At 71.7% G+C, this 14,320-nt stretch carries 17 protein-coding genes; 1 reads left to right on the top strand and 16 read right to left on the bottom strand.

The annotated features are described in order from the left end of the window. Window positions 1–96 precede the first annotated feature (96 nt). The 11 genes from lgt to hisI form a co-directional block, all read right to left on the bottom strand. The gene (lgt, locus tag ACZ6ZQ_RS12365) at window positions 97–1,185 is read right to left on the bottom strand and encodes a prolipoprotein diacylglyceryl transferase (RefSeq protein ID WP_469768465.1); all 1,089 of its coding nucleotides are present in this window, start codon (window positions 1,183–1,185) and stop codon (window positions 97–99) included. A 220-nt stretch (window positions 1,186–1,405) separates the two neighbouring features. Next, window positions 1,406–2,236: a DsbA family protein gene (locus ACZ6ZQ_RS12360; RefSeq protein WP_469768464.1), complete on the bottom strand. Its 831-nt coding sequence runs from the start codon at window positions 2,234–2,236 to the stop codon at window positions 1,406–1,408. 177 nt (window positions 2,237–2,413) lie between these two features. Next, a complete protein-coding gene (gene trpA / locus ACZ6ZQ_RS12355) occupies window positions 2,414–3,226 on the bottom strand; it encodes a tryptophan synthase subunit alpha (RefSeq protein WP_469768463.1) in 813 nt (270 codons plus the stop codon). Beyond that, on the bottom strand, window positions 3,223–4,527 hold the full coding sequence (gene trpB / locus ACZ6ZQ_RS12350; protein WP_469768462.1) for a tryptophan synthase subunit beta: 1,305 nt from the start codon (window positions 4,525–4,527) through the stop codon (window positions 3,223–3,225). The genes trpA and trpB overlap by 4 nt, the downstream gene beginning before the upstream one ends. A 73-nt stretch (window positions 4,528–4,600) precedes the next feature. Continuing rightward, window positions 4,601–4,819, bottom strand: coding sequence for a tryptophan biosynthesis modulator TrpM (gene trpM, locus ACZ6ZQ_RS12345; RefSeq protein ID WP_453667196.1), 219 nt, complete (start codon window positions 4,817–4,819; stop codon window positions 4,601–4,603). Window positions 4,820–4,826: 7 nt separating this feature from the next. Further along, window positions 4,827–5,636 (bottom strand): indole-3-glycerol phosphate synthase TrpC, encoded by an 810-nt coding sequence (trpC, locus tag ACZ6ZQ_RS12340; protein WP_453667195.1) that lies wholly within the window; start codon window positions 5,634–5,636, stop codon window positions 4,827–4,829. 127 nt (window positions 5,637–5,763) lie between these two features. After that, on the bottom strand, window positions 5,764–6,216 hold the full coding sequence (locus ACZ6ZQ_RS12335; RefSeq protein WP_469768535.1) for a DUF2752 domain-containing protein: 453 nt from the start codon (window positions 6,214–6,216) through the stop codon (window positions 5,764–5,766). Between the two features lie 150 nt (window positions 6,217–6,366). Further along, a complete protein-coding gene (locus ACZ6ZQ_RS12330; RefSeq protein ID WP_469768461.1) occupies window positions 6,367–6,633 on the bottom strand; it encodes an HGxxPAAW family protein in 267 nt (88 codons plus the stop codon). Window positions 6,634–6,727: 94 nt separating this feature from the next. Beyond that, window positions 6,728–7,384, bottom strand: a complete 657-nt coding sequence (locus ACZ6ZQ_RS12325; RefSeq protein ID WP_469768460.1) for a TIGR02234 family membrane protein — start codon at window positions 7,382–7,384, stop codon at window positions 6,728–6,730. After that, the gene (locus tag ACZ6ZQ_RS12320) at window positions 7,384–8,913 is read right to left on the bottom strand and encodes an anthranilate synthase component I (RefSeq protein ID WP_469768459.1); all 1,530 of its coding nucleotides are present in this window, start codon (window positions 8,911–8,913) and stop codon (window positions 7,384–7,386) included. Before ACZ6ZQ_RS12320 ends, ACZ6ZQ_RS12325 begins: the two co-directional genes overlap by 1 nt. A gap of 11 nt (window positions 8,914–8,924) precedes the next feature. Beyond that, entirely contained in the window at window positions 8,925–9,293 is a 369-nt protein-coding gene (gene hisI / locus ACZ6ZQ_RS12315; protein WP_469768458.1) for a phosphoribosyl-AMP cyclohydrolase, read from the bottom strand. 84 nt (window positions 9,294–9,377) lie between these two features. Here hisI and ACZ6ZQ_RS12310 point away from each other — a divergent pair, with 84 nt between their 5' ends. Continuing rightward, a complete protein-coding gene (locus ACZ6ZQ_RS12310) occupies window positions 9,378–10,019 on the top strand; it encodes a TIGR03085 family metal-binding protein (RefSeq protein ID WP_469768457.1) in 642 nt (213 codons plus the stop codon). Window positions 10,020–10,067: 48 nt separating this feature from the next. Here the strand turns inward: ACZ6ZQ_RS12310 and ACZ6ZQ_RS12305 are convergent, their stop codons facing one another. The 5 genes from ACZ6ZQ_RS12305 to priA all read right to left on the bottom strand — a co-directional run bounded on the left by ACZ6ZQ_RS12305 (window position 10,068) and on the right by priA (window position 14,318). Then, window positions 10,068–10,886: an alpha/beta fold hydrolase gene (locus tag ACZ6ZQ_RS12305; protein ID WP_469768456.1), complete on the bottom strand. Its 819-nt coding sequence runs from the start codon at window positions 10,884–10,886 to the stop codon at window positions 10,068–10,070. 177 nt (window positions 10,887–11,063) lie between these two features. After that, window positions 11,064–12,302, bottom strand: a complete 1,239-nt coding sequence (locus ACZ6ZQ_RS12300; protein ID WP_469768455.1) for a serine hydrolase domain-containing protein — start codon at window positions 12,300–12,302, stop codon at window positions 11,064–11,066. A gap of 95 nt (window positions 12,303–12,397) precedes the next feature. Next, entirely contained in the window at window positions 12,398–13,168 is a 771-nt protein-coding gene (gene hisF / locus ACZ6ZQ_RS12295) for an imidazole glycerol phosphate synthase subunit HisF (protein WP_469768454.1), read from the bottom strand. Next, window positions 13,165–13,593: a Rid family hydrolase gene (locus ACZ6ZQ_RS12290; RefSeq protein ID WP_469768453.1), complete on the bottom strand. Its 429-nt coding sequence runs from the start codon at window positions 13,591–13,593 to the stop codon at window positions 13,165–13,167. Before ACZ6ZQ_RS12290 ends, hisF begins: the two co-directional genes overlap by 4 nt. Further along, the gene (gene priA, locus ACZ6ZQ_RS12285) at window positions 13,590–14,318 is read right to left on the bottom strand and encodes a bifunctional 1-(5-phosphoribosyl)-5-((5-phosphoribosylamino)methylideneamino)imidazole-4-carboxamide isomerase/phosphoribosylanthranilate isomerase PriA (protein ID WP_469768452.1); all 729 of its coding nucleotides are present in this window, start codon (window positions 14,316–14,318) and stop codon (window positions 13,590–13,592) included. The genes ACZ6ZQ_RS12290 and priA overlap by 4 nt, the downstream gene beginning before the upstream one ends. Between the last annotated feature and the right edge of the window lie 2 nt (window positions 14,319–14,320).

Here is a 14,320-nt window from a genome sequence, read left to right as displayed (position 1 = left end):
TCCCCGCACGCTCCGGAAACGCCGCAGGGCCGCCCGACTGCGACAGTCGGGCGGCCCTGGGGCACGGGTACTGCGGGTGCTGGGGGTGCTGCGGGATCAGCTCTTGTTCGCGGACTCCGAATCCGCGTGGTCCCCGCGGTCCTTGTCCGCGGGCGTGACGTCCGCGGGCGTGAGCTCGGCAGGCGTGACGTCCGCGGACGTGAGCTCGGCGGGCGTGACGTCGGCGGGCGTGAGCTCGGCGTCAGCATCGGCGCCGGCGCCGGACTCGCCACTCGCCGCGTCCGACGACCCGGATCCGGCATCGGCATCGGCATCGGCATCGGCATCGGCATCGGCATCGGCATCGGGAGCGTCGCTCTTCTGCGGCTCCACGGCCGAAGGCTCGACGACCTCCTCGCGGCCCGGGCGGAGCCGGGCGGAGACCACGATGTACACGACGGCCAGGACGAAGACGACGATCGCGGTCCAGACGTTCAGGCGGAGGCCCAGGACGTGGTGGGCCTCGTCGACGCGCATGTACTCGATCCAGCCGCGGCCGGCGCAGTAGGCGGCGACGTACAGCGCGAACGCCCGCCCGTGGCCGAGCCGGAAGCGCCGGTCGGCCCAGATGACCAGCAGCGCGACGCCGATGCACCACAGCGACTCGTACAGGAACGTCGGGTGGTACAGGCCCGCCTCGCGGTTCGTGCCCTCGGTGATCTTGAGGGCCCACGGCAGGTCGGTCGGTCTCCCGTACAGCTCCTGGTTGAACCAGTTGCCCCAGCGGCCGATCGCCTGCGCGAAGGCGATTCCGGGAGCGATGGCGTCGGCGTACGCGGGGAGCGGGATGCCGCGGCGGCGGCAGCCGATCCAGGCGCCGACCGCGCCGAGCGCGATCGCGCCCCAGATGCCGAGGCCGCCCTGCCAGATCTTGAACGCGTCGACCCAGTTCTCACCCTCGCTGAAGTACAGCTGGTAGTCGGTGATCACGTGGTACAGACGGCCGCCGACGAGGCCGAACGGAACCGCCCAGACGGCGATGTCGGCCACCGTGCCGGCTTTGCCGCCGCGGGCGATCCAGCGCTTGTTGCCGTACCAGACGGCTACGAAGACACCGATGATGATGCAGAAGGCGTAGCCGCGCAGCGGGAGCGGTCCGAGGTGGAGCACACCGGTCGACGGGCTGGGAATGTAGGCAAGGTCCATGGCAGACCCGACGCTACCTTGCCGGGCCCGCACCACGGCAACCGACCGGGCAACGTCTGGGTAACGAGCCGCGTCATCCGGCCGACACCGAGCGCCGGCACCGGACGCCGCCCGGGGGACACGTCGGCGCGCCGCTCGGAGCCGCGCGCCGACGCCGCTGCGGCGCCCCGGGAGGCCGCCGTGGATCCGCCGGCCGGGCGCCCCTGAACCGGTCCGTCCGTCAGGAACCCGCGGGGCTCGGCTGTGGCGTCCCCGGCTTCAGTCCCGCGTTCGCCTCGGCGACCCACTTCTTCAGGTTCGCCGGGGAGAGCGGCTCACTGCCCTTCTGCGGAAAGGCCGACTGCCCGTTCAGCAGCACCGTCGGCGTGCCCTTGAATCCGCCGCTGCGGAATGCCTCGTTGGACTTGTCGACCCAGCTGTCGTATTTGCCCTTCTCCACACAGCTGCGGAACCCGGGCGTGTCGAGGCCGGGAACCTTGCCCGCCAGCTCGATCAGTCTGCTGTTCTGCGCGAAGGCGTCGTCCGTCTCCGGGGGCTGGTTCTGGTACAGCACGTCGTGGTACGGGACGAACTTCCCAGCGTCCTGCGCGCACGCCGCCGCGTTCGCCGCACGCTGCGAGCCGCTGCCTCCCACGCCGCTGTCGATGATCGTGGCGAGGTGGTACTCGACCTTCAGCTGGCCGGAGTCCGTCAGCTCGTGGATCGTGTCCCTCATCACGTTCTCGAACTGGGCGCAGGCAGGGCAGCGGAAGTCCTCCCAGACCGTGAGCGTGGACGGTGCGTCGCTCGCGCCCGCCGGGATCGCGAGCGCCCCCGCGCCCTGGGCTCCGCTGGGAGCGGTGACCGGGCCGGCGGTGGAGGTGGGGGTTTCGCCCTTGCCTCCGGTGTTCGCCGCGATCACGCCGACCACCGCGGCCAGGCCGAGCACGCCCACCACCGCCGCGGACACGATCAACAGGCGCCGTCGCTTCTCGCGCGCCCTCTGCAGCTCACGATCCTGCAGGAGCCGCTCTCGCGCGGCCCGCTTTCCGTCTTGGTTCTTCTCGCTCACGCCCACAGCAACGAACCGGGGAGGCACGTATGCGCCTCCCCGGTCCGAGGTCCACCCGGACGGGTGACCCGATATGACCGGATCCGTCAGTCGGATCGGGTCAGCCGGATCGGTCGGGGTGAACCCTCGAGCCCGATCCGTGAGCGTGATCCCTCAACGGGTCCGTCAGCCGATCCGTCAGCGCTTGCGTACGCCCTCGGCGAGTTCGCCCGCCAGCGCCCGTACCGCCGCGATCCCGGCCGCGTGGTCGTCCGCGTCGAGCAGCCGCTTGACGAAGGCCGAGCCGACGATGACGCCGTCGGCGAAGCCGGCGACCTCCGTGGCCTGGTCGGCGTTGGAGACGCCCAGGCCCACGCAGATGGGCAGGTCCGTAGTGGCACGGGTGCGCCGGACCAGATCCTGGGCCTGCTCGCCGACCGACTCACGAGTGCCCGTGACACCCATCAGCGAGGCCGCGTAGACGAAGCCGGAGCCCGCCGCCGTGATCGTGGCGAGCCGCTCGTCCTTGCTGCTCGGTGCGACCACGAAGACCGTGGCGAGCCCGTGCTTCTCGGCGTGCTCGCGCCATACGGCGGACTCCTCGACCGGCAGGTCGGGCAGGATGCAGCCCGCGCCGCCCGCCTCGGCGAGCTCGGCGGTGAAGCGCGCGATGCCATAGCGGTCGATCGGGTTCCAGTACGTCATCACGAGCACCGGCTTGCCCGTGGCCGCGTGTGCCTCGCGGACTGTACGCATCACGTCGGCGATCCTGACGCCGCCGCGCAGTGCGATGTCGTCGGCGGTCTGGATGACCGGTCCGTCCAGGACGGGGTCGGAGTGCGGCAGGCCCACCTCCACGACGTCCGCGCCGCCGTCGAACACTGCCTTGACCGCCTCGATCCCGCCGTCGACGGTCGGGAAGCCGGCCGGGAGGTACGCGATGAGCGCGGACCGGTTCTCGGACTTGGCGGCTGCCAGGGTGTCGCTCAGCAGCTGAATGTTCCCGCTCACTTGGCGTCCCCCTCGATCTCCGCGACCTCGCCCGCCGCGTCCGCCTCGACGACCGCGTCCGTCGCGGCGGTGCCGTTCTCGTCGTACAGCCCGAAGTAGCGGGCAGCCGTGTCCATGTCCTTGTCGCCGCGGCCGGACAGATTGACCAGGATCAGTCCGTCCTTGCCCAGCTCCTTGCCGATCTCCAGCGCACCCGCCAGCGCGTGCGCGGACTCGATCGCCGGAATGATGCCCTCCGTACGGGACAGCAGCCGCAGCGCCTGCATCGCGGCGTCGTCGGTCACGGCCCGGTACTCGCCACGCCCGCTGTCCTTCAGATACGAGTGCTCCGGGCCGATGCCCGGGTAGTCGAGCCCGGCCGAGATCGAGTACGGCTCGGTGATCTGGCCCTCGTCGTCCTGGAGGACGTACGAGCGCGAGCCGTGCAGGATGCCCGGCTCGCCGGCGGTCAGCGTGGCCGCGTGCTCGCCGGTCTCGACGCCGTGGCCCGCGGGCTCGCAGCCCACCAGCCGTACGCCGGAGTCGGGGATGAACGCGTGGAACAGACCGATGGCGTTGGATCCGCCGCCGACACACGCCACGGCCGCGTCCGGGAGACGGCCCGCGCGCTCCAGGATCTGGCGGCGGGCCTCGACGCCGATGACCCGGTGGAAGTCGCGGACCATGGCCGGGAAGGGGTGCGGGCCCGCGACCGTACCGAAGAGGTAGTGCGTGTGGTCGACATTGGCGACCCAGTCGCGGAATGCCTCGTTGATGGCGTCCTTCAGAGTGCGACTGCCGGACTTCACCGGGACGACCTCGGCGCCGAGCATGCGCATCCGGGCGACGTTCAGCGCCTGGCGCTGGGTGTCGATCTCGCCCATGTAGATGGTGCAGTCGAGGCCGAAGAGCGCGCAGGCAGTGGCGGTGGCGACGCCGTGCTGGCCGGCGCCGGTCTCGGCGATGACGCGGGTCTTGCCCATGCGCCTGGTGAGCAGGGCCTGGCCCAGCACATTGTTGATCTTGTGGGAGCCGGTGTGGTTGAGGTCCTCGCGCTTGAGGAAGACCCGCGCGCCGCCGGCGTGTTCGGCGAACCGGGGCACCTCGGTGAGGGCGCTGGGCCGGCCGGTGTAGTGGACGAGCAGCGCGTCGAGCTCGGCGGCGAAGGCGGGGTCGGACTTGGCCTTGTCGTACTCGACAGCCACCTCGTCGACCGCGGCGACGAGCGCCTCGGGGATGAACTTGCCGCCGAAGTCGCCGAAGTAGCCGGCCGCGTTCGGCACTTGGCCTTCGGGGTCGGGAATGAAGTAATCGCTGGGCATGCCAGAACTCCTCGTGGGCGTGAAAGCCGAAGAGAAATGAATGTGATGACGTTCGGATCGCTGAGCTGTTCGCTCAGCGACGCCATCGCATGCCGTTGACCTGGCCGGGTTCGTCCCCGATGACGTACCGGACGCGGCGTCCGTGCACCCGCCGGGCCGGCGCACGGCAGCCGCGCGGGCGGCAGCCGCGCGCCAGCGGCGCGTGCGGCACGCATGCCGTCGCAGCCGCACCGGCCGGGCGACGGACGCTCGGCCGGTGGGCGGACGGTATGCGGCGGACGACGGCGGTCATGGGAGGGTCAGTCCCTCCCGTGCCGCAGGGCCGGGTGGGCGCCGGCGGCGACCAGATCGGCGACTGCGGCCTTCGGGTCGCGGCCGGTGACCAGGGACTCGCCGACCAGGACCGCGTCGGCGCCGGCGTTGGCGTACGCGATCAGGTCGTGCGGGCCGCGGACGCCGGACTCGGCGATCTTGACGATGCCCGCGGGGATCTCGGGGGCGACGCGTTCGAAGGTGGAACGGTCGACCTTGAGGGTCTTGAGGTCGCGCGCGTTGACACCGATGATCTTGGCACCGGCGTCCACGGCCCGCTCGACCTCCTCCTCGTCATGGACCTCGACGAGCGGGGTGAGGCCGATCGACTCGGCGCGCTCGATCAGCGAGACCAGAGCCTCCTGGTCGAGGGCGGCGACGATCAGCAGGGCGAGGTCCGCGCCGTACGCCCGGGCCTCCCACAGCTGGTAGGACGTGACGATGAAGTCCTTGCGGAGCACCGGGATGTCCACCCGGGCCCGCACGGCTTCCAGGTCCGCGAGCGAGCCGCCGAAGCGGCGCTGCTCGGTGAGGACGGAGATGACGGCAGCGCCGCCTGCCTCGTAGTCGGCGGCGAGTCCCGCCGGGTCGGCGATCGCGGCGAGCGCTCCCTTGGAGGGGCTGGAGCGCTTCACCTCGCAGATGACCTTGACGCCGTCTCCGCGCAGCGCGGCCACGCCGTCCTTGGCCTGGGGCGCCTTGGCGGCACGCTCCTTGAGCTCGTCGAGGCTGACCCGCGCCTGCCGCTCTGCGAGGTCGGCGCGCACGCCTTCGATGATCTCGTCGAGCACACTCACGCGAGCGGCCCCCTTCCGGGTGGTTGATCGTGGATCACTGACAGCTGTCTCGATGGTATCCGGAGGAGGGCGAAGGGCCCGCATCCGGTTGACGGCGGTCCCACTACCTGGAACTTCGCCGGGGGCGTCATGGCGCGAGCACCGAGCCGAAGGGCAGGTTCCGTACGACGGTGAAGACCACCAGAACCCCGCCGAGCGCCCACCACCAGGAGGCCCCGAAGCCGATCCGCACCGGCAGGGCTCTGGCCGCGCGGACCAGCCAGACGGTCCACAGGACGGCGAAGACTCCGTACCCGAGGACCGCGAGGGCGTTGGAGCCGAAGGCAGCGCCGAGATCGCCGTGGATGAAGGCGTGGGCGCTGCGCAGCCCGCCGCAGCCCGGGCAGTAGATCCCGGTGAACCGCAGCAGCGGGCAGACGGGGTAGTGGCCCGGTTCGTTCGGGTCGACAGCGCCGACATAGGCGAAGGCCGCGGCGACACCGGCCAGGGCGGCCAGTGGCGGGCCGAGCCTGCGCGCAAGCGGCGCGGGTGCGGGCCCTGGTGCCCGGGACGGCCCCTGGGCAGGGGTGGCGGCAGACATGGCATCCACGTCGCGATTGTCCCCCGGTCATGCCGAGAGGCGCAGCCCGGGCTCGCCGGGCCGCGCCTCGTTCGGAGCGTCCAGTGCCTGTCCGGCGGATCAGGCTGGATCCGCGAGCCCAGCACCATCCGCCGGACAGGCCCTACGGGGTCAGGAGGCCGCCGCGGCCTCGGCCGGGACGGGCTGCGCGGCCTGGGCGGGGGCCTGGACCCGGATGGGCTTCTGCTCCGGCATGCCGAGACCGGCGGCCTTCATCGCGGCGCCGACGACGCCACCGAGCAGGGTCACGGCCATTCCGGCCCAGAAGCCGAGCGGGTTGGCCGCCACCATGAAGACTCCCGCGATGCAGAAGCCGATGAAGCTGATGGTGACGCCGGTCCAGGCGGCCGGGGTGTGTCCGTGGCTGCTGCCCGCCATGAGTTGCTCCTCGTTGGTGTTGCGCTGTGGGGTGAGCCGGAGGCTCCTGCCCCCATTGTCCCGTACGCCTGAGGGTGCCGGGACGTGGGGGTCGTCACTGATCGCGAGTGGGGTCCTCGCCGCGGTCGAGGGCCTTCCACAGCTCCTCGGGCCGGTCCGGATCGGCCACCGGGCGGGCCTTGCGAGGGCCCCCGCCCTCCCGTTCGTAGCGGCCGGACATCGCGGGCCAGGTCGTCCCGTACCGCAGGGCGAGCAGTCCGGCGAGCAGGATCAAGAGCCCTGCGGCGGCCGTCACATAGGGCCAGGCGGTGTGCGTGAGGGTGTCGATCGTGGCGGCCGAGTCGCCCGTCGTCCGCCGGGCCTGCTCGTCGAGGGCCGCACTGTCGGAGGCACCGAGGAAGGCGGAGAGAGCCGCGCCCGCGCCGCTCAGGGCGAGCAGCGCGGAGACCACCATCCGGCCCGCGCGGCGGACCGCGAAGACGGCGACGAGGGCGGCGAGACCGACGACGGCGAGGGCGGCGGGGACGCCGGTGACATGGCGGCCGTCGGCGTCGAGGGGCACGCTGCCGCCGCCGGCCGCGGCCGTGCCCTCGGCCCAGGTCTGCCCCGAGGCGAGCAGCACCATGGCGGCGCCGACGGCGCCGAGGAACAGGGCCGCGGCGAGGCTGCGCCGGCCGTTGCCGGCAGCCGCGGCGGAGGGTGCGGTCTCGGTACTGGGCTGGGATACGGATGCAGCGCTCACGTACCCCACTATCCCTTACGTGTTCCGTTGCCGTTCAGCCGGTTGGCCGTGTGCACGGCGCGCAGCACCGCGGCCGCCTTGTTGCGGCATTCGGTGTCCTCGCCGACCGGGTCGGAGTCGGCGACGATGCCCGCGCCGGCCTGCACATACGCGGTGCCGTCACGCAGCAGGGCGGTACGGATGGCGATCGCGGTGTCGGAGTCGCCGGCGAAGTCGAGATAGCCGACGCAGCCGCCGTACAGTCCTCGCCGCGAGGGCTCCAGCTCCTCGATGATCTGCATGGCGCGGGGCTTGGGGGCCCCGGACAGCGTCCCCGCGGGGAAGCACGCGGTCAGTACGTCGAAGGCGGTACGGCCCTCGGCGACCGTGCCGGTCACGGTCGAGACGATGTGCATGACGTGCGAGTACCGCTCGATCGACATGAAGTCGACCACCTCGACCGAGCCGGGCTCGCAGACCCGTCCCAGGTCGTTGCGGCCGAGGTCGACGAGCATGAGGTGCTCGGCACGCTCCTTGGGGTCCGCCAGCAGTTCCTCGGCGAGGTCGTTGTCCTCCTGCGGGGTGGCGCCGCGCGGGCGGGTGCCGGCGATCGGGTGCACCATGGCGCGCCCGTCCTCGACCTTGACCAGCGCCTCGGGGCTGGAGCCGACGACGTCGAAGCCGCCGTCCTCGTGGGGGAAGCGCAGCAGGTACATGTACGGGCTCGGGTTGGTGGCCCGCAGGACCCGGTAGACGTCGAGGGCGCTCGCCGCGCACGGGGTCTGGAAGCGCTGCGAGGGCACGACCTGGAAGGCCTCGCCCGCGCGGATGCGCTCCTTGATGTCGTCGACGGCCTCCTGGAACTGCTCGCCGCTCCACATGGGCCCGGTGTACGGGGGCAGCTCGGACGGCGGCAGAGCGTGCGGCTGGTAGTCGACGGGCCGGGCCAGATCGGCCTCCATGGCGTCGAGACGGGCCACCGCGTCCGCGTACGCCTCGTCGACGCCCGTGTCGAGGTCGTTGTGGTTGATCGCGTTGGCGATCAGCAGGACGGAGCCGTCCCAGTGGTCGAGGACGGCGAGGTCCGAGGTGAGCAGCATGGTCAGCTCGGGCAGCTTCAGGTCGTCCCGGCCGTGCTCGCCGATCTTCTCCAGCCGGCGGACGATGTCGTAGCCGAGGTAGCCGACCATGCCGCCGGTGAAGGGCGGCATGCCGCCACCGAGCAGCGCAGCGAGGTCGCGGGGGGTGTGCAGGGCCTCGACGGTGGCGCGCAGCGCCTTCAGCGGGTCGCCGTCCGTGGGGACGCCGACGGGCGGGGTGCCGAGCCAGTGGGCCTGTCCGTCGCGAACGGTGAGGGTGGCGGCCGACCGGACGCCGATGAAGGAGTAGCGGGACCAGGAGCGGCCGTTCTCGGCGGATTCGAGGAGGAAGGTGCCGGGCCGCTCCGCCGCGAGCTTGCGGTAGAGGCCGACCGGGGTGTCGCCGTCCGCGAGGAGACGGCGGCTGACGGGGATGACGCGGCGGTCGGCCGCCAGCTTGCGGAAGGTCTCGAGGTCCATGGCGTCCGACCCTACTGGCCCGGGCTGAGCACGTCGGCGTCGAAGCAGGTGCGGGCGCCGGTGTGGCAGGCGGCGCCGATCTGGTCGACCTGGACGAGGACGGTGTCGGCGTCGCAGTCGAGGGCGACCGACTTGACGTGCTGGACATGGCCCGAGGTGTCGCCCTTGACCCAGTACTCCTGGCGGCTGCGGGACCAGTAGGTGGCGCGGCCGGTGGTGAGCGTGCGGTGCAGTGCCTCGTCGTCCATCCAGCCGAGCATCAGGACCTCGCCGGTGTCGTACTGCTGGGCGATGGCCGGGACCAGGCCGTCGGCGCTGCGCTTGAGGCGGGCGGCGATGGCGGGGTCGAGTGCGCTGGGCGTACCGGGCGTGCCTGTCATGAGGTCATTGTGCCGCGCCCGCGGGACGGGAACGGCGATGCGTCCACTGGGCGGACGCGGCGCGGCGGTCGTAGGCTGACCGGCATGTCGACACATGCCAAGCGTGAACGACTTCTGCTCGCCGATCTTCTGGAGGCGGCGGGCCCTGATGCTCCGACCCTGTGCGAGGGCTGGACCACCCGGGATCTGGCGGCCCATGTGGTGGTGCGTGAGCGCCGCCCGGACGCGGCCGCGGGAATTCTGCTGAGTCTTCTGAAGAGCCGGCTCGACCGGGTACAGGCCGAGTTCGCGGCGAAGCCGTACGAGGAGCTGATCCAGCTGATCCGTACCGGCCCGCCGAAGTTGTCGCCGTACACGATCAAGCCGGTGGACGAGGGGGCGAACACGGTCGAGTTCTATGTGCACGCCGAGGATGTGCGCCGGGCGCAGCCGGACTGGACGCCCCGGGAGCTGGACCCGGTCTTCGCGGACTCGCTCTGGTCCAGGCTGGAGAAGTCGGCCCGGGTGCTGGGCCGCAAGTCGCCGGTGGGTGTGGTGCTGCGCCGCCCGGACGGGCAGACGGCGGTGGCGCACCGCGGCACCCCGGTCGTGACGGTGACCGGGGAGCCGGGTGAGCTGACGATGTTCGTCTTCGGCCGGCAGGACGCGGCCAAGGTGGAGCTGGAGGGTGACAAGGAAGCGGTCGACCGGGTGGGAAGGGCCCAGCTGGGGATGGGTGGGACCTGAGAGCGGCCCTCGGGGGAGCTCAGGGAGCCGGTCGTGCCGCCGGCTCGGTCACACGCAGTCCGGCTGGAAGCCCGGGTCGGCGGGACCCTTGCGTGCGAGGGCGTTGGCCACCCACTGCGCGACGATCCGGTCCTTGGGGGCCTGGTCGTGCTCGGTCACGCAGAGCGGGCACGTGTCCTGGAGCAGAACGTTGGTCACCTGGGTGGCACGTCCCGTCAGGAATGAGCTCGTGTACGGGATCACGACCTCGTCGTACCTCGTGGCGATCTGCGTGTAGTGGGGACCGGCCGGGGCTTCGGGGTCGGCGTTGAGCTCCTGGAGAAGATCGGAGCCGGCGGTCTGGTCGACGCACGATGGGCAGACGGTGGCCCCGGCGGCGAGGGCCAGCGGGTTCGAGGTGCCGTGGTTGGACGGCACGATGCCGACCAGGTCGTCCACCTTGGTCGCGCCGCCGAGGAACTTGACGTAGTAGCGGGGCATCATGCCGCCCTGGCTGTGGCCGACGAGGTCCACTTTGCCGGCTCCGGTGGCACCGAGTACGGCACCGACGAAGTCGCGGAGCTCGGCCGCCGAGTCGGCGATCGGCTCGGTGGCGGCAGTGCCGTAGTTGAAGGCGAACACGCAGTAGCCCGCCTGTGCGAGCTGCGGCGAGAGCGTGGCCCAGTTCTCGGCCATGGTCTTGAAGGTGCCGTTGACCAGGACCACGGGCTGGGGGTGCGCCGGGTCGGGCTTGCAGGACCAGTCGTTGGCCCCGGCCGGCGGGAGGTCGGTCACCTCGGCATGGGCCGGAGCGGCGGTGCCCGCGAAGGCGAGGGCCGCTGCGGTGGTGGCAGCGGCCAGAATCCGGCGGGGGAATCTCAGGCGCATGGAAGTGGAACCTTTCCCTGGCGGCGTGCCGATCATGGTTCGACAATGCCGAACGGTAAGCGGAATGGTTACTTCCGAGTCAATGAGCGTCAAGCCCCTCCCGGCCGTGCTGTAGGCCACATCGGACATGCGGCAGGGGTCCGGCCGGCGCCCTGGGTGTATTGATCACGACCCTTGTCAGCGACTCGGGGACGCCGGAGGGGCCGCCGGGACCGATGGGGTCGGGTGGCCGGGGGCGAGGGCCGCGGCGATCCGGTTCGTGATGGTCTCCGCCGTGTTGCCCTCCGGGGTTTTCGCGCCCTTGGTCGTGGCGACCGCGATGGCCAGCTCTTCGGCGGGCAGATAGGCCTGGACGGCGGCGTATCCGGAGAACGACGGGTTCGTCATGATCCAGTCGTTGATCACGAGCGCGCCGAGGCCGAAGTGCGTGGCCTCGGTGTTGACCAGGCAGACCGTCGCGGGGCAGGTCTTCGTTGCGCCGCCGAGTCCGACCGTGCCGGGGTCGAGCTGCGTCCTGAACCCGGCCTCGGAGAGCAGCTCGCCCGACCCGATGGCCTCCGCCGAGCGGGCCAGGTCGCAGACGTGGGTGGTCAGGACCGCGCCGGGGGCGGTGGTCCACGAGGGGTTCCAGAAGGTGGATTCCTCGTAGCGCCCCCGTTCCGAGGTGAAGGCGTGCAGCACGGGCTGCGGGATCTCGGGGGTGAAGCTGTTACGTGTGTCGCGCAGCCCCAGGGGATCCATGACGCGCTGTTTCAGCAGCACGTCGAGCGGGGTTCCGGTGATCTTCTCCAGGGCGGCGCCGAGGAGCACGAAGTTGGCGTGGGAGTAGTTCCAGCTCTTGCCCGGCTCGTACCAGAGGGGGTGGCCGGCCGAGTAGCCCACCAGCTCCTCGGGCGTCCACTGGCGGAACGGCGCCGCCTCCACCGCGGCGATGAACTTCGGGTCGGTGACGTAGTCATGGAGCCCCGAGGTGGAGTCGCCGAGCATGCGCAGGGTGATCCGGTCGGCGTGCGGCGCGTCGGGCAGCCATCGGGAGACGGGGTCGTCGAGTCCGGCCTTCTTCTCGTCGACCAGTTGCAGCAGGACCGCGCCCATGTAGACGATCGCCATCGATCCGGCGCGGAAGTGCATGTCCGGCCGGGCCGGTACGCCTGTCATCGACTCGCCCAGAGCGGTCGTGAAGACTTCCTTGCCGCCCTTGGAGACACGCAGCACCACCGAATTGAGCTTCAGTTCGCTCTTGGCCTGCTGGGCGATGCGCAGGACCTGGCGGGCCGGTCCGCCCCGGGGCGGCGGGGAGCTGACGCAGGAGCCGTCGCTCCCGCCCGGGGCGGCCGCGGCGACGGCCGTGGCCTGGGTGCTCGCGGCGATGAGTGTCGCGACGGCGAGCAACGCCGCCGACCTGGTGGGTCTCATACCCGCACTATGCGCGCGATCGCCGTGAGGCGCCTGCGGACCCGGGCTCGCGTCCGCCCTTCGGGCGGTGTGCCCGAAGGGTGGACGCGGCGAAGCTACCTGACGGGATGCCCCGCCTCGCGCAGCGTCTCCTTGACCTGGCCGATCCGCAGGTCGCCGAAGTGGAAGACGGAGGCGGCGAGCACCGCGTCCGCGCCGGCCGCGACGGCCGGCGGGAAGTCGGCGAGCTTGCCCGCGCCGCCGGAGGCGATCACCGGGACCGTGACGTGCTTGCGGACGGCCGCGATCATCTCGGTGTCGTAGCCGTCCTTCGTGCCGTCCGCGTCCATCGAGTTGAGCAGGATCTCGCCCGCGCCCAGCTCGGCGGCCCGGTGGGCCCATTCGACGGCGTCGATGCCGGTGCCGCGGCGGCCGCCGTGCGTGGTCACCTCGTAGCCGGACGGCGTGGTGGTGCCTTCCGGGGTGCGGCGGGCGTCCACGGAGAGCACCAGCACCTGGCGGCCGAAGCGCTCGGCGATCTCGCGGATCAGCTCGGGCCGGGCGATGGCCGCCGTGTTGACGCCGACCTTGTCCGCCCCGGCGCGCAGCAGCTTGTCGACGTCGTCCGCCGAGCGGACACCGCCGCCCACCGTGAGCGGGATGAAGACCTGCTCGGCGGTGCGGCGCACCACGTCGTACGTCGTCTCGCGGTTGCCGGACGACGCCGTGATGTCGAGGAAGGTCAGCTCGTCGGCGCCCTCGGCGTCGTACAGCTTGGCCATCTCGACCGGGTCGCCGGCGTCCCGCAGGTTCTGGAAGTTGACTCCCTTGACCACCCGGCCGTTGTCGACGTCCAGGCAGGGGATGACTCGGACAGCGAGCGTCATGACTCCGAAGCTCCGTTCTCTCCGGCGGATTCTCCGGCGGGCCGGACCGCCTCGACCTCGACCTCCACGACCAGTCGCGGGTCGACGAAGCCGGAGACGATGATCATCGAGGCTGCCGGGCGGACGGCGTCGAACAGCTCCTTGTGGGCGCGGCCGACCTCTTCGACGTCCCGGGCGTGCGTGATGTACATCCGGGTGCGGACCACGTCCCCGGCGCCGAGCCCGAGTTCCTTCAGCGCGTCGAGGGCGACGTTGAAGGAGTTGACCGCCTGGTCGTACGGGCCGCCGTCGACGATCGCGCCGTCGATCACCGACGTACAGCCGGAGACCAGCACCATGCCGTTCGGCAGCTCGACCGCGCGGGAGTAGCCGAGGGCCTCCTCCCAGGGGCTGCTGCCGGCGACGCGGCGGACGGCACCGCTCATCGTGACACCGCCGCGATCGCCTCTTCCAGGGTGAACGCCTTGGCGTAGAGCGCCTTGCCGACGATCGCGCCCTCCACGCCCTGGGGGACCAGCCCGGCGATCGCGCGCAGGTCGTCGAGCGACGAGACGCCGCCCGAGGCGACGACCGGCTTGTCGGTGGCGGCGCAGACATTGCGCAGCAGCTCCAGGTTGGGGCCCTGGAGGGTGCCGTCCTTGGCGATGTCGGTGACGACGTACCGCGCGCAGCCTTCGGAGTCGAGGCGTGCCAGGGTCTCGTAGAGGTCTCCGCCGTCGCGGGTCCAGCCGCGGCCACGCAGGGTCGTGCCGCGTACGTCGAGACCGACCGCGATCTTGTCGCCGTGCTCGGCGATGACCTTGGCGACCCACTCGGGGGTCTCCAGCGCGGCGGTGCCGAGGTTGACCCGGGTGCAGCCGGTGGCGAGGGCGGCGGCCAGCGAGGCGTCGTCGCGGATGCCGCCGGACAGCTCGACCTTGAGGTCCATGGCGCCGGCCACCTCGGCGATCAGCTTCCGGTTGTCGCCGGTGCCGAAGGCCGCGTCCAGGTCGACCAGATGCAGCCACTCGGCGCCCGCCCGCTGCCAGGTGAGGGCCGCCTCCAGCGGGGACCCGTAGGAGGTCTCCGTACCGGACTCGCCGTGCACGAGGCGGACGGCCTGGCCGTCGCGGACGTCGACAGCGGGGAGGAGTTCAAGCTTCTGAGCCATGA

The sequence above is a fragment of the Streptomyces sp. NPDC053673 genome (assembly GCF_055585225.1).
Note: the sequence above shows the minus strand (reverse complement) of the source record. Positions and strands in the feature narration are given on the sequence as shown.

Bases quoted from the DNA above. Each gene is read 5' to 3' on its own strand.
- lgt (WP_469768465.1), bottom strand. From the start codon at position 1,185: ATGGACCTTGCCTACATTCCCAGCCCGTCGACCGGTGTGCTCCACCTC.
- trpB (WP_469768462.1), bottom strand. From the start codon at position 4,527: ATGCCCAGCGATTACTTCATTCCCGACCCCGAAGGCCAAGTGCCGAAC.
- trpM (WP_453667196.1), bottom strand. From the start codon at position 4,819: ATGACCGCCGTCGTCCGCCGCATACCGTCCGCCCACCGGCCGAGCGTC.
- ACZ6ZQ_RS12335 (WP_469768535.1), bottom strand. From the start codon at position 6,216: ATGTCTGCCGCCACCCCTGCCCAGGGGCCGTCCCGGGCACCAGGGCCC.
- ACZ6ZQ_RS12330 (WP_469768461.1), bottom strand. From the start codon at position 6,633: ATGGCGGGCAGCAGCCACGGACACACCCCGGCCGCCTGGACCGGCGTC.
- ACZ6ZQ_RS12320 (WP_469768459.1), bottom strand. From the start codon at position 8,913: ATGGACCTCGAGACCTTCCGCAAGCTGGCGGCCGACCGCCGCGTCATC.
- hisI (WP_469768458.1), bottom strand. From the start codon at position 9,293: ATGACAGGCACGCCCGGTACGCCCAGCGCACTCGACCCCGCCATCGCC.
- ACZ6ZQ_RS12310 (WP_469768457.1), top strand. From the start codon at position 9,378: ATGTCGACACATGCCAAGCGTGAACGACTTCTGCTCGCCGATCTTCTG.
- ACZ6ZQ_RS12305 (WP_469768456.1), bottom strand. From the start codon at position 10,886: ATGCGCCTGAGATTCCCCCGCCGGATTCTGGCCGCTGCCACCACCGCA.
- ACZ6ZQ_RS12300 (WP_469768455.1), bottom strand. From the start codon at position 12,302: ATGAGACCCACCAGGTCGGCGGCGTTGCTCGCCGTCGCGACACTCATC.
- hisF (WP_469768454.1), bottom strand. From the start codon at position 13,168: ATGACGCTCGCTGTCCGAGTCATCCCCTGCCTGGACGTCGACAACGGC.
- ACZ6ZQ_RS12290 (WP_469768453.1), bottom strand. From the start codon at position 13,593: ATGAGCGGTGCCGTCCGCCGCGTCGCCGGCAGCAGCCCCTGGGAGGAG.
- priA (WP_469768452.1), bottom strand. From the start codon at position 14,318: ATGGCTCAGAAGCTTGAACTCCTCCCCGCTGTCGACGTCCGCGACGGC.